The sequence below is a fragment of the Anaerostipes sp. Marseille-Q3525 genome (assembly GCF_018223505.1).
In the GTDB taxonomy this organism is placed as follows: domain Bacteria; phylum Bacillota; class Clostridia; order Lachnospirales; family Lachnospiraceae; genus Anaerostipes; species Anaerostipes amylophilus.
The window spans coordinates 1-19,232 of sequence record NZ_JAGTTT010000009.1; the positions used below are offsets into that span (position 1 = coordinate 1).

Annotated in this window: 21 protein-coding genes; all 21 read left to right on the plus strand. The window is 37.9% G+C overall.

Going from position 1 to position 19,232, the window contains the following annotated elements; genetic code table 11:
* Positions 1–89: 89 nt before the first annotated feature.
* The 21 genes from istA (at position 90) to KE503_RS05865 (ending at position 19,159) form a co-directional block, all read left to right on the plus strand.
* Entirely contained in the window at positions 90–1,415 is a 1,326-nt protein-coding gene (gene istA, locus KE503_RS05765; protein ID WP_212384686.1) for an IS21 family transposase, read from the plus strand.
* Positions 1,378–2,130: an IS21-like element helper ATPase IstB gene (gene istB, locus KE503_RS05770; protein ID WP_117660813.1), complete on the plus strand. Its 753-nt coding sequence runs from the start codon at positions 1,378–1,380 to the stop codon at positions 2,128–2,130. Before istA ends, istB begins: the two co-directional genes overlap by 38 nt.
* A 127-nt stretch (positions 2,131–2,257) precedes the next feature.
* Positions 2,258–2,680, plus strand: coding sequence for a hypothetical protein (locus tag KE503_RS05775; protein WP_212384687.1), 423 nt, complete (start codon positions 2,258–2,260; stop codon positions 2,678–2,680).
* 248 nt (positions 2,681–2,928) lie between these two features.
* The gene (locus tag KE503_RS05780; RefSeq protein WP_212384688.1) at positions 2,929–3,564 is read left to right on the plus strand and encodes a phage scaffolding protein; all 636 of its coding nucleotides are present in this window, start codon (positions 2,929–2,931) and stop codon (positions 3,562–3,564) included.
* Between the two features lie 121 nt (positions 3,565–3,685).
* The gene (locus KE503_RS05785; protein ID WP_212384689.1) at positions 3,686–4,705 is read left to right on the plus strand and encodes a hypothetical protein; all 1,020 of its coding nucleotides are present in this window, start codon (positions 3,686–3,688) and stop codon (positions 4,703–4,705) included.
* A 16-nt stretch (positions 4,706–4,721) separates the two neighbouring features.
* Positions 4,722–5,225, plus strand: coding sequence for a hypothetical protein (locus KE503_RS05790; RefSeq protein WP_212384690.1), 504 nt, complete (start codon positions 4,722–4,724; stop codon positions 5,223–5,225).
* A 16-nt stretch (positions 5,226–5,241) separates the two neighbouring features.
* A complete protein-coding gene (locus KE503_RS05795; RefSeq protein ID WP_212384691.1) occupies positions 5,242–5,694 on the plus strand; it encodes a hypothetical protein in 453 nt (150 codons plus the stop codon).
* Positions 5,695–5,704: 10 nt separating this feature from the next.
* The gene (locus KE503_RS05800) at positions 5,705–6,172 is read left to right on the plus strand and encodes a minor capsid protein (protein ID WP_212384692.1); all 468 of its coding nucleotides are present in this window, start codon (positions 5,705–5,707) and stop codon (positions 6,170–6,172) included.
* Positions 6,172–6,678 (plus strand): hypothetical protein, encoded by a 507-nt coding sequence (locus tag KE503_RS05805; protein ID WP_212384693.1) that lies wholly within the window; start codon positions 6,172–6,174, stop codon positions 6,676–6,678. The genes KE503_RS05800 and KE503_RS05805 overlap by 1 nt, the downstream gene beginning before the upstream one ends.
* Before the next feature lie 71 nt (positions 6,679–6,749).
* Entirely contained in the window at positions 6,750–7,289 is a 540-nt protein-coding gene (locus KE503_RS05810) for a hypothetical protein (protein ID WP_212384694.1), read from the plus strand.
* Positions 7,290–7,301: 12 nt separating this feature from the next.
* Positions 7,302–7,715, plus strand: coding sequence for a hypothetical protein (locus tag KE503_RS05815; protein ID WP_212384695.1), 414 nt, complete (start codon positions 7,302–7,304; stop codon positions 7,713–7,715).
* Positions 7,715–8,290 carry a Gp15 family bacteriophage protein gene (locus tag KE503_RS05820; RefSeq protein ID WP_212384696.1) on the plus strand — a complete coding sequence of 192 codons (576 nt, stop codon included), beginning with the start codon at positions 7,715–7,717 and terminating at the stop codon, positions 8,288–8,290. The genes KE503_RS05815 and KE503_RS05820 overlap by 1 nt, the downstream gene beginning before the upstream one ends.
* Positions 8,291–8,294: 4 nt before the next feature.
* Positions 8,295–12,032 (plus strand): hypothetical protein, encoded by a 3,738-nt coding sequence (locus KE503_RS05825; protein WP_212384697.1) that lies wholly within the window; start codon positions 8,295–8,297, stop codon positions 12,030–12,032.
* 12 nt (positions 12,033–12,044) lie between these two features.
* A complete protein-coding gene (locus KE503_RS05830; protein WP_212384698.1) occupies positions 12,045–12,440 on the plus strand; it encodes a hypothetical protein in 396 nt (131 codons plus the stop codon).
* Positions 12,437–15,364, plus strand: a complete 2,928-nt coding sequence (locus KE503_RS05835; protein WP_212384699.1) for a hypothetical protein — start codon at positions 12,437–12,439, stop codon at positions 15,362–15,364. The genes KE503_RS05830 and KE503_RS05835 overlap by 4 nt, the downstream gene beginning before the upstream one ends.
* 9 nt (positions 15,365–15,373) lie before the next feature.
* Complete coding sequence (locus KE503_RS05840; protein ID WP_212384700.1) at positions 15,374–15,571, plus strand: hypothetical protein; 198 nt, start codon at positions 15,374–15,376, stop codon at positions 15,569–15,571.
* Positions 15,561–15,848, plus strand: a complete 288-nt coding sequence (locus KE503_RS05845) for a hypothetical protein (protein WP_212384701.1) — start codon at positions 15,561–15,563, stop codon at positions 15,846–15,848. The genes KE503_RS05840 and KE503_RS05845 overlap by 11 nt, the downstream gene beginning before the upstream one ends.
* Complete coding sequence (locus tag KE503_RS05850; protein ID WP_212384702.1) at positions 15,832–17,217, plus strand: hypothetical protein; 1,386 nt, start codon at positions 15,832–15,834, stop codon at positions 17,215–17,217. The genes KE503_RS05845 and KE503_RS05850 overlap by 17 nt, the downstream gene beginning before the upstream one ends.
* A complete protein-coding gene (locus KE503_RS05855) occupies positions 17,217–18,080 on the plus strand; it encodes an SGNH/GDSL hydrolase family protein (protein WP_212384703.1) in 864 nt (287 codons plus the stop codon). The genes KE503_RS05850 and KE503_RS05855 overlap by 1 nt, the downstream gene beginning before the upstream one ends.
* Positions 18,081–18,132: 52 nt before the next feature.
* On the plus strand, positions 18,133–18,402 hold the full coding sequence (locus KE503_RS05860) for a phage holin (RefSeq protein ID WP_212384704.1): 270 nt from the start codon (positions 18,133–18,135) through the stop codon (positions 18,400–18,402).
* Between the two features lies 1 nt (position 18,403).
* A complete protein-coding gene (locus KE503_RS05865; protein WP_212384705.1) occupies positions 18,404–19,159 on the plus strand; it encodes a CHAP domain-containing protein in 756 nt (251 codons plus the stop codon).
* Positions 19,160–19,232 lie beyond the last annotated feature (73 nt).

The window sequence follows — 19,232 nt, forward strand, 5'->3', positions numbered from 1 at the left end:
TATAAATGCTAATATAAGAATGTACAGAAATGATCATTTAAAAATGTACAAAATCACATTATAATAAATTCTCTACGGAGGAATTTATTATGATATATACACCAAAGATTACTAGTGACATTCAGATCAATTCTTTAAAAGATCTGGTAAAACTAAACCCTTTTTTGGAGGATGGTACATTGAAAATTAATAAAAGTCAGATTGCCAGAGAGCTGGGCAAGGATCGACGGACGGTTGATAAATATCTAAAAGGATATGAAAAACCAACAGCCCGCAGGCGTTCATCCTGTATTGATGATCATTATGATATCATCAAAGATCTTCTTTCCGATGAAAACCAGCAGATCTTCTATTATAAACGTGTTTTATGGCAATTCTTAAAAGACAATCACGGGCTTTCCTGTGCCCAGTCAAGTTTCCGCAGATACATCAGCCAGCATTCGGAATTCCAGTCTTATTTTGAACGAAGGCAGAAACGACATATCAAAAAGAAATCTCATCTGCGTTTTGAAACTCCTCTTGGGAAACAGGCACAGCTGGACTGGAAAGAATCCATGAAGTTTCTGTTAAAATCCGGTGAATGGATTGATATTAACATCTTTGTGTTACTGCTGTCATCATCCCGGTTCCGTGTTTACAGATTATCATTATCGAAAACACAGGATATCTTATGTTCCTTTATCGATGATGCCTTTGAAACATTCGGCGGAGTCCCTGAAGAACTTCTGACGGATAACATGAAGACGGTCATGGATCAGCCACGGACTGCTTACAGTAAAGGAAAGGTGAATCCACGCTTTGCCCAGTTTGCCTCGGATTATGGATTTAAGGTACGACCCTGTATTGCTGCACGGCCTCAGACAAAAGCAAAAGTAGAAGCTCCGATGAAACTGCTTGATGAACTCTATGCTTATAACGGACTTCTCGATTATCATGAGCTCAATCAGCTGGTCCATAAACTGAATGAACGGATCAATCATGCGGTACACCCGGGAACCGGAAGGATCCCTGTGATGTATCTTCAAAAAGAAAAGGCTCACTTATCACCACTTCCACGCAATGTGATAAGAAAGCCCTATCAGATGACCCATACAACTGTAAAAGTGAATTCATCCTGTATGATCACTTATCGTTCCAATCAATATTCCGTACCACCAAAATATCTTGGAAAACGTCTGGTATTACAGGTATATGATAATTATCTGCATGTGTATTATAACACAGAACTGATCGTGATACATCCGGTCAGTGCAAAAAAACTCAATTATACACAGGATCATTATGTTGCCATCAGTAAACAGACGTTCAAAGATCCGGCAATGGATATTGAAAAGATTGCAAAAGAAAACCTGACACAGATAGGAGCAATGTTTAAAAATGAACAGCACATATGTACAATTAAAGAAAAACCTTGAGTATCTGAAACTGAATCAGATGGATCTTCATCTTGATGAAGTGATCGATCTGATCACTTCGTCACCATTATCCTTTACGGAAGGACTCTGTAAACTGACGAATTATGAGATTGATTTTAAAGAAGCAAACATGATCCGATCCATGGTAAAAGTCGGAGCTTTTCCCCATCAAAAAGGGATCCGTGACTTTGATTTTGAATTTCAGCCATCCGTAAATCCGGAAGAGATCAAGGATTTTGCAACTTTAAGATTTCTGGAAAATGCTGAAAACATCGTGTTTTTAGGTCCGAGCGGAGTAGGTAAGACACATCTTGCCACTGCGATCGGAGTAACTGCAGCAAAAAAACGTTACAGTACATATTTTATCAAATGCCATGATCTGATCATGCAGCTAAAAAAAGCGAAACTGGAGAATCGTCTGGAAGCAAGATTAAAACACTTTTTTAAATATAAGCTGCTGATCATTGATGAGCTTGGTTATCTTCCGATTGAAAAAGATGATGCAAAGCTGTTTTTCCAATTGATCGATAAGCGATATGAAAAAAGGAGTACGATCATTACCACAAATATCAACTTTAACTCATGGGATGATGTATTTTTTGATCCAGTGATCGCAAATGCGATTCTTGACCGAGTGTTACATCATGCACATGTGGTAAATATCACAGGAAAATCTTATCGCTTAAAAAAATATACCGATCAAGAGGAAGAATAGCAAAAATGTACATTCTTAAATGATCAAAAATGTACATTTTAATGTTGACATTTATAGTGGTGTATATTACAGAGACACAGGACTGCATTCATGAGAAATACAAAAAGAAGCTTAAGGGGGTCAAATTATGAGTGAAATCAAACATGTTCTGGAAGAACAGCTAGAAAGAGAAAAAAACTCAGCATTAAAACAGCTCACAACATCTAATCTTGATGCAATGTATAAGATTACAACAACATTATGCAATCTGGAAAAGATGGAGCATGGAGACATAGCGGAAACCGTCATGGATGCAGGAGAGAATCTTATTAAGAAGTACAGCAATGGCAAGTATGATAAAAATATAGATGCATTGTATGACAACTACTTAAGTGCTAAAATGGCATACAAAGAAAACGGAGATCAAGGACACCGTGATAAACTTATGGAATCGGTCGGTAGATTGATGGTGGAAGTGTATGATATGCTTTCTTCTATGGTTATTGATTCTGATTTTATGGACGAGAGAAAAGAGATACAGCGACAGATAAAGAAACTTGCGGAAATGTAAAAAAAGAGGGTATTGAAACGGCATATTTTAGGGTTTACAATAAATATGTAGGAATTATGCAGATTTGCTACAGCCTCCTTGTAAGTACAGAGTTTTTTAAGCGTTTTTGGTTACATGACGACAGGAAAAGAGTTCGAGGCTCGAGTGGGGTTCAAGTCCCCACATTTCTTTTACCTTGACTTAGGTATATAAGTCTTAATCCATTACCGCAGACATAGCGGTATACAAACAATGTAGGAGGATATACAATGCAGAATTACGAACAGATTTTAGCAGAATTAGGAATCGAAATCCCAGAAGAGAAAAAGGCAGAGCTTAAAAAAAGACATGCCGAAAATTATAAGACTGTAGCTGATTATAATAAACAGGTAGAGAAAAAAGATGAATACAAAACATCTTTAGACGATGTACAGACCCGATTAGCTGAATTAGAGAAAGAAGATGTTGACGGTCTTAAAACTAAGATTACAACATTAACACAGGAACTTGCGGACGAAAAAGAAGCAAGAGTCCAAGAAGCTAAACATACAGAGTTAAGAGATAAAGTCAAAGATTTCTTATCTGATAAAAAATTTGTAAATGCACCAACAGAAGAGTTTATCCGCACTCAAATGCTTTCAAAATTAGAGAAAGAAAATGGGAAGAATGCAGAAGATGTATTCAAGGAGCTGACTACTAAAGATGGAAAACCAATTGAGAACATCTTAATTGATGAAAAGAAAGCAAAAGAACCTAAGATTGATATTCCGTCTTTTACGTCTAAGTTTAACAGCGGAGAGCAGAAAAAAGGTTATCAGAAATTAACGGCAATGTCTTTAGATGAACAGATGAAATTAGCGGAAGAAGACCCAGATCTCTATGTAACCTTATTAAATGACAAATAGATAACACCGACTCACAATTTGAAAGTGAGCCGCTAACCTAAAATCCCTTGATAGTTGTAGGTAGATGGGGCATATATACAAAGTCCTTATCTATTCACTTAGGGTAGAAAGGACTTTTTTTATGCCAAGAACAGGAACATTTGGCGGTTTTTCGTTTAACCCAGAAGTTTTTTCACGATACATGAATGAAAATCCAACATGGAATGATGCTATTATTGCATCTGGTGTGTTAGCACAGGACAATACAATCATGGATTTAATCGGAGAAAAAGGAAATGTCGCAACAATTCCATTCTATACACCGATTGATGAACAGGACTCACAGGCTTTAAACAACGATGGAGAAACAGACAATACACCTGTTGAAATCACAGGAAAGAAACAGACTTGCATGTTGATTCAGAGAATGAAAGCTTGGAAAGCAAAAGACTTTACAAAAGAGTTAACAGGTGCAGAGCCTATGACTCACGTTGCAAACTCTGTTGCAAGCTTTTATAAGCAGGTAAGAACACGTGACTTAATGACTACAGTTGATGCAGTTTTAAGCCTGTCTGGTATGGAAAACCATATTACAGACTTATCTTTAACTGGCGAGGGCACTGTAGGAGATGCAAACAAAATTGATGATACAACACTTATCTTCGCACAGCAGAAAGCTTTAGGAGATTCCGCTGACAAGATGGGATTACTTGTATTAAACTCTTACATCTACGCAAAGTACAAAGCAATGGGACTTGTTGACTACAACAAATACACTATTGCTAACGCAGTAGAAAGAGAAGTAAATCTTCCTACAATCGGTGGATTTATCCCACTGGTAACAGACAAATTTACAGTTGATACAACAGGAACAAACCCAGTATACAAAACTTATATGCTTGGTACAGGTTCAGTATTGACTTGTGATAAGACAAACTATGAAAATCCTTATTATACAGACTATGACCCAGAAACATCTGCCGGTATTGAAAAGCTGTATACAAAACAGGGTTATGTATTACATCCTAACGGATTTTCTATTAATGCTAACAAGATTGCAAAAGAGTCTCCTACAAATACAGAGTTAGGAACTAAAGGAAACTGGTCTTTAGCATTTAACCAGAAGAATATCCGCATGGGTGTTATTAAATCCAACGGATAAAAAGGAGTGTGATTTCATGGCAAATTATGTTGACTATGAATATTACAAAAACCTTTTTGGAGAGAAAGCTATCCCAGAACAGGACTTTAACCGCCTTGTCTGGGATTCTTGCAAGAAGATAGATAATGCCACAACAGGCGTGGATAATGTTAAGAAGCTTAAGATTGCTTTTCCAACGGAAGAGGACGATGCAGAAGCAGTGAAAAGATGTATCTGCGAACTTCTGGCGATCACTTATAAGATTGAGCAGGCAGAAGCAAGAGTCGAAGCATCACAGGGATACATTACCTTGGAAGATGGTTCAGTTATGAGTAAGCAGGTAGCATCTAAGAGTGCAGGAAACGAGAGTATAAGCTATGTGACTTCTAATAACGCAGGCACGGCTACATTGATAGATAAGTGTCTGGCAGACAAAGAAGCACAAAAGCAGTTATACGATGATAAGATAAGAGATTATCTATCTGGTGTCACAGATGCTAATGGAGTAAGTTTACTGTACATGGGAATATATCCAGTATAAAAAACGGAGGGGTACGATGTATAACGATACAATCACACTTTTCAATAGGTATGAAAGTAAATTGGGAGATACATGGTATCCCTCTATTTTGCATAATACAAACTTGAATATGGATAAAGCAAGTATCATTGCTAAGTATGGTTCTGACTCACAGGACAATGCTGTATTAAACGTGCAGTATAGCCTAAAAAGCGGTCAAAAGATGGTAGGGAGTAAATTATGGCTACCGCCTAAAGAATGGTGTAAACAGACGAATGATAAGCTGTCAGAAGCACTTACGTTTAGTTCTAAGGCGAATAGTTTTGATTTCTTTATCGTTGGCGAATGGAAGAATGAAGAACCGATTGCAGAGGATGATTATATTGACGGATTCTATGAAGAAATGAAACTTAAGTATGATTATGTCTTTGCAATAACTGGAAGTGCCTTTTACGACATAATCCCGCACTTTGAGGTAATGGCTAAGTAGGTGGTTATATATGGCTAAGAAGAAATTAGGAAATGTTAATGTGAATACACAGAACATGAGAGCTAATATCAGTCTGGCGAGATTCGATGAACAAATACAAAGTGCTCAATATTGGTTAGATAGTCAAGTTATGACTGATATGGTCCCATATATGCCACATGAAACAGGTACATTCATTAACGTAACGAGAGCAAAAAGTGCTTCTCTTGCAGGTACTGGAATGGTGTGTGCAGGTACTGGACCGATGGGACGTTTCTTGTACTATGGTAAAGGCATGGTTGACGAATTAACAGGGTCTCCGTGGGCGAGAAAAGGTGCTAAGAAAGTATTAGTCACTGAATTTGCAGGACATACAAATGCAAAAGTTGACTTAAGCTACCAGAATCCAAAAGCGACTCCAAAATGGTTTGAAACAGCAAAGAAGAATCACGGTAAAGCATGGGTTACTCATGTTAAGAAGCAGGCAGGAGGAAGTTAATGGCAGAAGAAAAGAAACCAGTCAAGTACGACATTGATGGTTTTGACGTGATCACAACAGCATTGCAAGAACTGGTAAATCAATTCCCAGAATTAAGAGAGGGAGACGAAATTGCATTTTCTACATTAGATGATGCAAGCGGAAAAGCAATGTTCCCAGTAAGCGGTGCAGTGATTGAATCAGAAAAAGAGAGTATTACTGGTCACGTCACACAGGTATGTCTGTATCCGTTTTGCGTGATATATCGTGCAAGTGGTACAAAACCAAAGAGGAAAGCAGACATTAAAGAGTGGTTGGATAACCTTGGCAAATGGTTAGAAAAACAAACAATCACGATTAAAAACAATACATATAAGCTAGAAGAATATCCAGTGCTGACAGGCAATCGAAAGTTTTTAACGATTGACAGACAGACACCTGCATATTTGGACAGTATAAACGAAAACAAGTCTGAGAATTGGGCTATCAATATTTCTGCCCGATATCAAAACGACTTTGATAGATAAATAAATTAACTATTAACTGGTCTACGACAGGATGTAGATCACTGACCTTGAAAAGATAAAGGAGAATCATAATGGCAGTTACAACAGGTAAAATTGACCGTAAGTATATGGCTCATTTCTTAGATGCAGGCTCTTTGTGCGGTGGTAAAACACCATCCTATGAACGTCTTGGAAAAGACTTAGAAGAGTACAATATCGAACTTAATCCAGATACAGAAACAAGTAAAAATATTATCGGAGAATCTACATTCAAACACAACGGATATGAGGTTTCTTCAGAAGCCGACCCTTATTATGCAGAAGCTGACAGCACATTAAGCCAGAAGTTGCAGGAGATCATTGATAATCGTTACAAAGACGATAATCTGAAAACTACCGCAGTAGAAGTACACCTATGGAAAGAAGCATCAAGCGGAGCTTATGAAGCATACGCAGAGGATTGTTATATTGTTCCAACATCCTACGGTGGAGACACAAGTGGTTACCAGATTCCTTTCACAGTTAACTACGCAGGAAACCGCAGAAAAGGTACTTACAACGTAACATCTGGAACATTTTCAGAAAGTGCTACACAGGACTTAAAAAACAACGACAAAGCAGTTTTATCATAAGGAGTGCAGGATATGGAAGAACTTAGACGAAAGGTCAAAACTGGGGCGTTAAATGTCATTCTGACGAATGAAAATGATGAGGAAATCGGTAGATTCCCCTTTAACCCAGTTGATTTAAATATCGTAAGAAGATACGAAGAAGTTGTTGCTAATTTGGAGAAGATGGAACTTCCAGAGGATGCCACAGAGCAGGATATCTTGGAACTTTCCGACAAATTAGAGGGGCAGATTGATTACTTGCTTAACTCTAAAGCTTCTAAATCTGTATTTGCTATCTGTAATCCGCTGACATTGACAGAAAACGGAGATTTCTTCATCGAGAACATTATCGTTGAGATCGCAGATATTATTGAGCAGGTAACAGATCAGAGAATCAAGAAGAAACAGGCGAAGATTAAAAGAGCAACTTCTAAATATCATAAATAATGGAAGTCTGGGAACTTCCAACATCCATAGTAGTTGGTGGCATTAAGTACGATATTCGTACAGATTTTCGAGCAATTTTGGATATATTAAAGACTTTTAATGATCCAGAGTTTGAGAACGATGAAAAGTGGATTGTTGCTCTTACCATTTTATACATTGATTTTGACGAAATGCCACCGCAGGACTATGAAGAAGCAATAGAAAAAGCCATCGAATTTATTGACATGGGTATAAAAGACGATGAAAAGAAAAAACCGCACACAATGGACTGGGAACAGGACGGTGCGGTTATTATTCCATCGGTTAATAGGGTCTTAGGAAAAGAAATCAGAGCCATGCAATATCTTCATTGGTGGACTTTTTTAGGAGCTTATATGGAGATTGGAGAGTCCTTGTTTTCACAGATTCTTAATGTTCGCATGAAGAAAGCGAAAAGAAAGAAACTTGATGACTGGGAACGTGATTTCTACAAAGAGAACAAGAATCTTATTGATTTAGACGTTAAATACACCGAAGAAGAACAGGCAGAAAGAGACAGACTTAATGCACTTCTTAATGGACAGAAAGGGGTGTGATTAAATGGCTACACAAAAAGCAGACGGAAGTATATATATTAAAACAGAGATTGACACAACGGATGCTAAAGCAAGTGTGAAAGAGATCACATCCCTTTTAAAACGTCTGTCCCGACAGGTGGACAGCATTGGGAAATCTATTAAGGATGCAATGAAAGGCGGTATCAAGGCCCCGGATACAAAGGGATTAGATACTGTAGAGGAGAAAGCAAAGTCTGTGGCAGATCAGCTCGAAAAGACCGCACAGGCAGAAAAGAAGCTAGAAAGCATAGATATTAAGTCTAATGCACTAGATACGTTAGATAAAGCAATAGAAAGCACAGGACAGAAGCTTGCAGAGTTAGAGAAAGCACAGATGGATATTTTTAATAGAAATCAGAGTGCAACTTCTTCCACTGCATTTCAAGCAATGGAAAGTGCAGCGGCTAAACTAGATCAGCAATATGAACAGTTGATCGCAAAGAAAAAGCAATTAGAAGCACCAACAGCAGGTAGTGACACAGGATTACCTAAGACTGCGAAACTGACAGGTGGGACAGGTCTTGCAAGTGAGGAAAGCGCTAATGCATTAGCCAAACTTAATGCAGAGATCACAGGCACAGAAACAAAGGTAGAACTGTTAAATAACAGCTTGGAGCAGACGGCACAGGCACAACAAAAAATAAGTGACAGTCCTATTAATACAACAGCCTATCAGATTTTAGAACAGACACTACAGCAGGTAGAAGCACAGTTCAATCAAGTTGCACAGACACAACAAGAACTGTTTGCAAGAAATCAGAGTGTTACTTCATCTCCTGCTTTTATGGCATTAGAGAGTGCGGCAGAGAAGTTGGGCAGGCAGTATGATTCATTGATCGCTAAGAAACGGCAGTTAGAAAGCGGTGGTGGAACAGTACAAACACCTGCGATCAAGACAGCACCTATGACTGGTGCATATTCTGCCACGGCATCAAGTGCCAGTCAAAAGGCTTTGGATGCCTTGAACAAAGAAATATCACAGACGGATGCAAAAGAAAAAGGACTTGTCAATACAAATAGCAGGCTCGGTTCATCATTCAAGAATGTTAGTCAGTCAGCGGACAGTGCTAAGACTAAAACAGGCGGTATTTCATCTATTTTTAGCAGAATGGGCGGAGTAGTATCTGGACTTGGAAAACGTCTTGGTGGACTGGCACAGAACTTCACAAGCACTACAAACAGTGCTAACAATGCAAGCTTTTCAATCGGTCGAATGATTGGAATGAGTGTCTTATATTCTACTGTTTTTGGAATGATTTCTAAAGTAAATAGTGGAATCATGACAGGTATCAATAACCTTGCTCAATATTCGTCAGCGACTAATGCTTCTATCAGTTCTATGATGTCAGCATTAACACAGTTACAGAACAGTTTAGCAACAGCATTTGCACCGATTTTGTCCGTTGTAGCACCGATTCTGACCGCATTTATGAATATGCTTTCAAGAGCGATCACGTACATTGGAATGTTTATAGCAGCACTAACAGGACAGAAATCTTTTACGAAAGCAAAAGCTGTACAAGAAGATTATGCGGCATCGTTGCAAAAGACTTCTAAGAGTTCTAATAGTGCAGCGAAGTCTACAAAGAAAAACGCAAATGCAACAAAAAAAGCAAATAAAGAGATGCAGACATATCTTTCTGGTCTGGACGAAATCAGACAGTATCAGAAAGAAAAAGACAATACACCTAGTTCAAACTCAACGCCATCAACAGGTGGCGGAGGTGGTGGCGGATACACTGGACCATCCATTGGAGATATGTTTGAGAAAGTCCCTATTGATTCTAAAATTGCAGACATTGCTAAGAAGATTAAGGACCTCATAAAAAAAGAGGACTGGGAGGGGCTTGGAGCTTACATTGCAAGCGGTATTAACAAAGGCTTACAAAAGATTTATGATGCGATCAACTGGAATAATGTAGGTCCGAAGATTACATACTTTGTAAACGCTTTCACACGGACCTTTAACAGTCTGGTGGATCACATCGACTGGGATTTACTTGGTAGAACTATTGGTGCAGGTATCAATACAATTGTTAATACTCTGAATCTTCTGATCGAGGGGATTGACTGGAAGAATCTCGGAGCAAAAATAGGTATCGGCATTAACGGTATGTTTAATGAGGTTGACTGGTCTAATGTAGGACGATTGTTTGCCAACAGGATTAACATTCCATTCCAGATGTTAGCAGGTGCAGTGAATACCCTTAAATGGGATACAATCGGTAAATCTATTGGACAGGGATTAAACGGTGCGATAACACAAATAGACATTACATCTATCAGTTCGGGACTTTCTGGTCTGGCAATCGGAATCCTTACAACACTGGAAAATGCCTTGGATACTACAAACTGGTCATTACTGGGAACAAAATTAGCACAGTTACTAACAGGAATTGACTGGGTAGGAATCTTAGTCAAAGCAATATCTGTTGCAGGTAAAGCATTAACAGCCTTAACCCAACTTGGAACATCCTTTATGGATGAACTATCTAAGGGCATTACAAAAGGTACACAGCAGTTTATTAGTGAGGGATTAAAAGCATTCACAAAGTTTACTGCCAGTTGGAGAGTTAACGCAGGAAAACTATTTGATTCTGGTATAAACCTTATGTTAAATCTTGCAAAAGGTATAGCCAACGCACTGCCAGATATTATCAGAGAAGTTCCAAAAATTGTTACAAATATAGCAGGGGTAACTATTGATAATGCTCCTAAGATGTTAATTGCAGGTATACAACTTATTGCAATATTGCTTAAAGGACTTATTCAGTCTATACCTACACTTGTCCAAAATATACCGCAAATTGTAAAAGCTATTGTAAGTGTGTTTACAGCTTATAGTTGGCTATCGTTAGGAAAAAACATAATACTAGGTTTGAAAAACGGAATTATGGCTTCGAAGGGTGGAGCAGTAACAGCGGTTAAGAATGTATATAACGGTGCGATCAACGCCATTAAGAACCTGCCATCTAAATTAAAATCCATCGGTACGAATGGTGTAAGTAGCATGGGCAGTGGTATTACTAGCAGGTTATCCACAATCAGAAGTGCGGCAGGAAAGATATTAACATATATTATCAATGCGGTTAAGAATCTGCCATCTAAATTAGCTTCTAAGGCAGGCGAAGCGATCAGAGACATGAAGAGCAGGTTTGCAAACACGGATTGGTGGGGTGTTGGTAGAAACATTGTAAGAGGTATTGTTAACGGTGTAGCTAACAGTGCTTGGATGCTTGTTAACAAGATGGTAGAACTTGCACAGTCCGCATGGAAGTCTGTTAAGAATTTCTTCGGAATACACTCTCCATCACGACTGATGAGAGACACGATTGGTAAGATGATTCCTGCGGGTATTACAGTAGGTCTGGAAAAAGCTTTCCCAGATACACTCAAAACCCTTATGAATCAGTCTGAACAGTTGGCAAATGTACCGTTCAGAACACCAACAATTGCCACAGGTAAGATTATACCTGCGAAAGCATCCGCAGTGATCGCACAGAAACAGAGTGGTACAAACAGCAATAATAATGACGTAATTAACTTACTTGAACAGTTATTAGCAGTTATGAAAGATTTAGAATCAGACAATAACGGTAACAATGGTGGAGATTATCACTTTACCGCACAAATCAATCGCAGAACGTTATTTGATGAATTTATCGAAGAAGCGAAACTAAGACAAATGAGTAACGGTAGAAACCCATTTAGCCTTGCGTAGAAAGGAGTAAATATGGCACAAGATTATATAAAAATCAATGGTAAGAAAATATTTCAGCCAGATGGTGGAAGTTCTGCAGCATATGAAACAACTTATACGCAAGGTTCTACACGTTCACAGTCTGGAATTGGTAAATTTACACCAATGTTTACAATCGAAAGATTTCCTTATACTGCGACTGATATACCTGCAAAAGATGTAGCAGAGATAATGCAAATGATTGTTTACAGTAAAAGCAATAAAAAGACAAAATTTCAGTTGCATTATTTTAGTCCATATTATGGTAAATGGAGAGACGATACATTTTATGTAGGACAGGTGTCTGATATTAAATTTGGAACATTGAAAGACGGAGAAGAAAAGTTTGAAAGCTTCTCTTTTAATGCACAGAGGATTGACCCATTATGATAAATGTAAGTAACGAATTTAAAGAACTCATGTCAGAAAGACAGGATTTTAAAGAGTATGCAGAAGTTACACTTGCAAATGGCACAGTTTTAGAACTGACAGAGGATGATTTTTCAATAGATAACAATAGTCTGGTTGATTCTGCGGGGGCAAACTCTATTCCTTTAGGAGTTGCCCTTAGCAGAAACGTACAGTTAGAAATCATGAACGACGATGATCACTTATCTGATTATGATTTCTTTGGAGCAAAAATCAGACTATATCTGACGTTTGAATTATCATCTACAACAGAAAAAATTGAATACGGTACATTTACCGTCACTCAACCAGAAACCTACGGAAGTGTTGTAACAATTGTTGGATACGATGATATGTATAAAGCAGATAAGACATACAGCACAACATTGACATTTCCTGCGACAGCAAAGAGCGTATTGATAGATAGTTGTGATACCTGCGGTATCTTGATTGGAGACAGTAACTTTTTACATAACGATTTCCAAATACCAACCATGCCATCTAGCGAGTACACGCACAGACAGATTATAGGATTTATTGCAATGATTGCCTGCGGAAATGCAAGAATTGACCGCACAGGGCATTTACAGATAATGACCTATGATTTTGACTATGACAGCGGTAATGTTCATACTTTGACCGATTACAACACTCTGACGAATGATACAAACGATGTGCAGGTAACAGGTGCACAAATGACAAAGACTGTCACTAAGACAACAACCGATGAAGATGGTAACGAAAATGAAGAAGATGTGGAAGAATTAGTCAAATACGGTTCAGATGGCTACGTTTTAGAAATAGAGAATCCGTTAGTTGCAGGTCATGAAGAGACATTAGTTTCTTGGATTTATGAAAGATTCAAAGATGTAACGTTTCGTGGATTTACGATGGATTATATTTCTTATCCAATTGCAGAGTTTGGAGACAAGATAAAAGTCACAGACTGGAAAGGGAAAAGTTTCTATTCAGTATTAACAGATGTAAATTTTGTATTCTTTGGGTATACAACACTACAAAACAGTGCAGAGTCTCCAATGAGAAATCAAAGCAATTACACGTCAAGCGAACAAAAAGCACTGATTCAAGGAAAAGAATTAGTTGAACGTGAAAAGACAAATCGTGAAAATGCGATTAAAAAACTGAACGAAACACTTAAAAGTGGTAGTGGATTGTATTCAACGGAAGAGAAGCAACCAGACGGTTCTAGTATTTATTACCTGCATGATAAGAGGTCGCTTGCTGAATCAAGAAATGTTATTAAGTTAACATCAGATGCAATCGGTTTTTCCACGGATGGCGGTAAAACATATCCATATGGTTTTACAATCACAGGCGAGATGATAACAAGATTGCTATACGCAGAGGGAATTAATGCAGATTATATCAACACTGGTGCGATTACCGTCAGAGATAGTACAGAAAACATTATCTTTCAAGTTGATATGGATACAGGCAAGGTAGTTATCAGCGGAGACAACATTTCTATCGGTGGGAAGAAATTAACCGAAGAAATTGAGGATATAAAAAAGGCAGGAAATCTAATCCTTAAGATGGACAACGAATACCAAGGTGTTAGTGTAGATCATGATGGAAATTATGTGAAATTTCCAAAAGTAACATTTACAGTACAGACATTTTGGGGACAGACGGACGTAACAAAAGATACTTCATTTTCTTTTGCAAAATCTGACGGTGTAAACGGTACGTTTGATACATCTAGTAAAGTCTATACAGTGTCAAGTCTTACAACAGATACTGGATGGATAGATGTTACTGCAACATATATGACGTATACAGCGAAGAAGCGTTTTAATATCGCAAAGATACGTGATGGTAGTCCGGGCAGAGTGTACTTGTTAGAACCATCCATAAACATTCTGAAAAAAGCACAGGATGGAAGTACAACACCAGATGAAATGACATTTAAGGCATATTACAGAGATGGCACAAATTCAGCGAAAGTTGAATATCAAGGAATCTTTGTAGTGGAAGAATCAAAAGATGGAAAGACATGGACTAAAACTTATGAAAGTTCAAGTGTTGAAAGTTCATTGACGTATTCTTTCTATAATTGCTTAGAGGTCAAGACAGGCGATTATCTGACAACTAATGCAGGAAGTATGATTGTGGTCAGCAAACGGAGCATGAAAGATGTGCTGTATATACGATGCAGGCTGTATACAGCGGATAAAAAGACCGTACTAGATGAGGAATCAATACCGTTGGTTATGGACGTTGAAGCACTTACCCACGAACAGATATTTAACTTGCTGACGAATAACGGAGCGATTAAAGGTATCTACAAAGAGGGAGAACAGTTATACATATCATTTACTTATGCTAAAGGTGGAGAACTTGCACTTGGTGGCAAGAACAACGGAAACGGTGTCTTTAAGATGTATGACGAGAACAACAATGTTATCGGTACATGGGATAAAGACGGAATCAACGCAACAAAAGGTACGTTTTCTGGAGAACTTAAAGCGGCAAGTGGAACATTTACAGGCAAGTTAGAGGGTGTTACTGGTACATTCAGCGGAGAACTTAAAGCGGCAACAGGTACGTTTACTGGTATATGCTCAAATGTCGTAGCTCCTTATACAGCTAGTTTAAACAATGGATGGGTAGAAATATTAAGGAACGGTCAAAGAACGGCACATATGAGCGGTAGGGTAATATACAAAAACGCATATGGTATGGGACTGTTTGGAAGAAGTATCATAGCACTTGGGTCTCCTGTTCTTGGTGTTACGGATTACATCGAGGGAGGCGGTTACACGGTATCTGTTGGTCAAACTGGGTCTATAAACGTAGTAACAGGACTGAATGACGATTTTACAAAAGCATATATCAGCACATTAACTTTTGAAAAAGGGTTAATGGTAACGGCTTTAAAATCATAGGAGAGTATCATGGATAAATATATAGCTCAAAAAGATAATATCAGATTTTATATTCAACCAGATATGATAGAAGAATATGTGAATTTTGGATATACGATCATTAAGGTTCAAGAGGTTGTGCTGACCGAAAAGCAGATTTCCAAAGCTATTGAGCAAGCATCTGCGGATATGACACAACAGAAAGTAGAGGTAATAAATGCAGGTTGACATGACATTCTCTGTATTATCGGAGAACTTAAGCACAAAAATAAATACAATCATCACAGAAGCAATGCAGAATGGTGCCACATTGGACGTTGTGGAAATGTCATTGATTAAGGTACATAACGATGTGCTGATGCAGAAAAACAGGCTGTATGCAGGGATGATGGAACAACCTACTGAAAAAGAAATCGAGTTTGAGGACCAGAAAGCACTGAAAGAGTTTCTAGAGAAGTCTGGTGTAGAAGTAAAAGAGGTGGATGCAAATGGCAAAGATAAATGATTTACCACTATTGTCTAATCCGACAGAAGATATGTATTGTCTGGTTGGAAAAGAAGATTTACAAAAAGTACCTTGGTCTGCGATTATGGGGCAGATTGGAGCACCTTATATTGCAACTACTGTCGCAGGTATGACAGACAAAACAAGAGTCTATGTCTATCAAGGTAGTGAGTCTGGTTACACAAGTGGCAATTGGTATTACTGGAATGGGTCTGCATGGACATCTGGTGGTACTTATAATTCGGCTGCGGTAGACACAGATAAAACACTTACACAATCAGATAAGCCTGCGGATTCGGCTATAGTTGGAAAGGAAATTGGTTCACTAAAGGAATCTATAGATGAGATAAAAAATAGTGGAACAGGATTGTCGAATACAGCAAAAAATTTATTGATTGCAATACTAAAGAACGCTGTCTATACAGTAAATCAAAAAACAAACATAGAAGCATTGGAAAATGCATTAAGCACCCAAAATACGCCAACAGATGCATGGTCGATTGTTCAAAACTTAACATACGTTACAAGCACAAATACTGCATTTAATGTAAAAAAAGGAGAATCATACACGACATCCCTTGTGGCAAATACAAACTACACAATTAACAGTGTAACAGTTGTTATGGGTGGCGTAGATATAACAAATACAGCATATAACAATGGTGTCATAACAATAAACAGTGTAACAGGAAATGTAACAATAACAGCTATTGCAAAGAAAAACAGTGGTGCACTATTACCTTCTGACGGATTGCTTGCAAATTTTGATTTCCGCAACAAAGAAATGACATCTTATAACCTTTCTGGTTGGGGAAATGTCTATAAATGTGATGATGAAACAGGTAATTATTTGACTTTTGGAACGTCTGCTAAAACAGCAAGTCAAGGCGGTATGGAACAGTATGTATTTAGAGATGTTCGCAAAAAAGATAATGAAAGCAAATCAGTTGACCTTGGTACAGATTTCACAGTAGCAATGTATTCGACAGAAGTGCCTAATATACTTAATTCCGCCAAAAAAAGTAACACGTCAGCCGCAAAAATCATTCTTGCTCCAAGGTACATAAATACTTCTGCATCCGAGGTTATCGCAGGACAAACAACACCAGATATAGGTAGAGATAAATATATGTCGTTAATAATTACTGTATCGGGAAGTGTAATTAAAATGTACGTTGACGGTACATTACAAAAAACATATAACGGTGGAGAAATTACCGATTTTAAAAAATGGAAGTCAACGCCAGTGCAACCATTAACTGTTTACAATGAGGGGACAATAGCGGCAACAGTAATGTACAACAAAGCATTAAGCGATAATAATGTAACTGAGTTACATGCTTATTTTAAATCGTTGGAGGTGGAATAATGGCGAATCTATTTGACGGTAATGGAAATGAAATAGAAATCGGTGGTGGTGAATCTGGAAAACTAGATGTGACGGATTATAAAATTTACGAAGAGAGTAATGGCACACAATCACGGCAAGGTGTATTAACGTACAATGGACTAAATTTGTATCCGATAAATAAGCCAAATCAGCGAGAAAATGAAACAAAATTGTATTCTGGTGGACTTATGGTTACACTTGGCGATAGCTATACGGCATATTTGTCAAGTTATTTTGATAAATTTGCAAATGCTCACGGATTAATACAAAAAAATGTAGGACTTGCTTCGTCAAAAATTGCACGACCAGAGGGCGAAGGACAGGATACAATCAAGTCATTTGTGACGAGATTAGATGAACTGATAGCATCATTTCCTATTACAATAAATGGGAAAGCTTATGCAACTACGGACGTTAAATTAATTACATTCATGGGTGGGGCAAATGATTGGACTACAGTTGATGCAGGACAAGGCATTGATAGAATAGGAAACAGATACAGCACTGATAAAGGGCAGATTTATGGAGCAACTAAGTATTGCTTGGAAACTTTGCAAAAGACTTTTCCATCTGCGGATATTATTGTCATATTGCAACCAAATAATGGTAACAATACAGATTTTTGCGTTATGGAACTAAAAGAAAATATCATAAAAGAATGTGCTGAAATGTACTCATTGCCGATATGTGATTGTTGTTTTGATTTTTATTCGCCATCAAATCCGACAGAATTATCCAAGTATTGGCAAAGTGACAAATTACATCTAAATGCTGACGGGCATCAGAAACTGATTGATAAATTAGAGGTAACACTAAATACATTGGATTATTACAAGAGCTAGTTAACTAAAATGAGATTTTAACATATATTTCCACAAAATGAAAGGAGAAATTATGAATCTTAAATTACGTTTCAAGAATAAAGCAACATTAGTAGCATTGGCTTCTGCCTTAATTGCATTTATCTATCAGATTCTAGGAATCTTAGGTATCACAGCACCAATCACACAGGATGCAGTATCACAGCTTGTAGGTATCATCCTTAATATCTTAGTAGCTGTTGGTGTATTGGTAGACCCAACAACAAGCGGTATTGGAGACAGCGAGCTTGCAAAGAATAAGACAGATATTGCAGAGGTAATTGAATACAAAAAGGAGAACTAATATGGCAAATACGGTAGACAAGCTTCTTACAGTAGCCAAAAGAGAAGTCGGATACTTAGAGAAGAAAAGCAACAAGAATCTAAACAGCAAGACAAAAAACGCAGGTAGTAACAACTACACTAAGTATGGAGCATACTTTGGCATTAACGGTACCGATGCCTACTGGTGTGACATGTTCGTGGATTGGTGTATGGTGCAGGCATACGGCAGGGATGTAGCAAAAAAACTCTTACATGGATTTAGTGCATACACTCCAACATCAGCACAAAAATTCAAAGACAATGACCAGTGGCATAAAACACCACGGATTGGAGATCAGATTTTCTTCAAGAACTCTCAAAGAATCTGCCACACTGGTATTGTATATGCAGTTACGGACGAGATGGTATTCACGATTGAGGGGAATACAAGCAATGGAACAGCGGTTGTTCCAAATGGTGGTGCAGTATGCAAAAAATCTTACTCTCGTGGTAATAGCCGTATCGCAGGATATGGACGACCTAAGTATGATAACATAAAAGTATCATACAGTGTTGTTAAAAAGAACTCTTCCAAGAATGCGATCAAGTGGTTGCAGAAGAAGCTGAACGCAAACTGTACATACGCAAACGAACATCCATTAGTGGTTGATGGAATTTGGGGAGCAAAGACAACGCAAGCCTTGAAGAAATACTGGAAACAGTTAGGATGGAGCACATCTGGAACATACGCAGGAAAGAAAACTTGCACAGCTTTGAAAAAAAATCGAAAAAAGTAGTTGCATTGTCGAAAATGATGTGATATTATAAACAACGTTGAAGCGAGAATGTTCCATTTTCGTTCCAACCTAA

Excerpts from the sequence above, each read along its gene's own strand:
- KE503_RS05825 (WP_212384697.1), top strand. The coding sequence starts at position 8,295 with ATGGCTACACAAAAAGCAGACGGAAGTATATATATTAAAACAGAGATT.
- KE503_RS05790 (WP_212384690.1), top strand. The coding sequence starts at position 4,722 with ATGGCAAATTATGTTGACTATGAATATTACAAAAACCTTTTTGGAGAG.
- istA (WP_212384686.1), top strand. The coding sequence starts at position 90 with ATGATATATACACCAAAGATTACTAGTGACATTCAGATCAATTCTTTA.
- istB (WP_117660813.1), top strand. The coding sequence starts at position 1,378 with ATGAACAGCACATATGTACAATTAAAGAAAAACCTTGAGTATCTGAAA.
- KE503_RS05850 (WP_212384702.1), top strand. The coding sequence starts at position 15,832 with ATGGCAAAGATAAATGATTTACCACTATTGTCTAATCCGACAGAAGAT.
- KE503_RS05785 (WP_212384689.1), top strand. The coding sequence starts at position 3,686 with ATGCCAAGAACAGGAACATTTGGCGGTTTTTCGTTTAACCCAGAAGTT.
- KE503_RS05780 (WP_212384688.1), top strand. The coding sequence starts at position 2,929 with ATGCAGAATTACGAACAGATTTTAGCAGAATTAGGAATCGAAATCCCA.
- KE503_RS05830 (WP_212384698.1), top strand. The coding sequence starts at position 12,045 with ATGGCACAAGATTATATAAAAATCAATGGTAAGAAAATATTTCAGCCA.
- KE503_RS05805 (WP_212384693.1), top strand. The coding sequence starts at position 6,172 with ATGGCAGAAGAAAAGAAACCAGTCAAGTACGACATTGATGGTTTTGAC.
- KE503_RS05795 (WP_212384691.1), top strand. The coding sequence starts at position 5,242 with ATGTATAACGATACAATCACACTTTTCAATAGGTATGAAAGTAAATTG.
- KE503_RS05860 (WP_212384704.1), top strand. The coding sequence starts at position 18,133 with ATGAATCTTAAATTACGTTTCAAGAATAAAGCAACATTAGTAGCATTG.
- KE503_RS05835 (WP_212384699.1), top strand. The coding sequence starts at position 12,437 with ATGATAAATGTAAGTAACGAATTTAAAGAACTCATGTCAGAAAGACAG.
- KE503_RS05775 (WP_212384687.1), top strand. The coding sequence starts at position 2,258 with ATGAGTGAAATCAAACATGTTCTGGAAGAACAGCTAGAAAGAGAAAAA.
- KE503_RS05800 (WP_212384692.1), top strand. The coding sequence starts at position 5,705 with ATGGCTAAGAAGAAATTAGGAAATGTTAATGTGAATACACAGAACATG.
- KE503_RS05840 (WP_212384700.1), top strand. The coding sequence starts at position 15,374 with ATGGATAAATATATAGCTCAAAAAGATAATATCAGATTTTATATTCAA.
- KE503_RS05855 (WP_212384703.1), top strand. The coding sequence starts at position 17,217 with ATGGCGAATCTATTTGACGGTAATGGAAATGAAATAGAAATCGGTGGT.
- KE503_RS05865 (WP_212384705.1), top strand. The coding sequence starts at position 18,404 with ATGGCAAATACGGTAGACAAGCTTCTTACAGTAGCCAAAAGAGAAGTC.
- KE503_RS05845 (WP_212384701.1), top strand. The coding sequence starts at position 15,561 with ATGCAGGTTGACATGACATTCTCTGTATTATCGGAGAACTTAAGCACA.
- KE503_RS05820 (WP_212384696.1), top strand. The coding sequence starts at position 7,715 with ATGGAAGTCTGGGAACTTCCAACATCCATAGTAGTTGGTGGCATTAAG.
- KE503_RS05810 (WP_212384694.1), top strand. The coding sequence starts at position 6,750 with ATGGCAGTTACAACAGGTAAAATTGACCGTAAGTATATGGCTCATTTC.
- KE503_RS05815 (WP_212384695.1), top strand. The coding sequence starts at position 7,302 with ATGGAAGAACTTAGACGAAAGGTCAAAACTGGGGCGTTAAATGTCATT.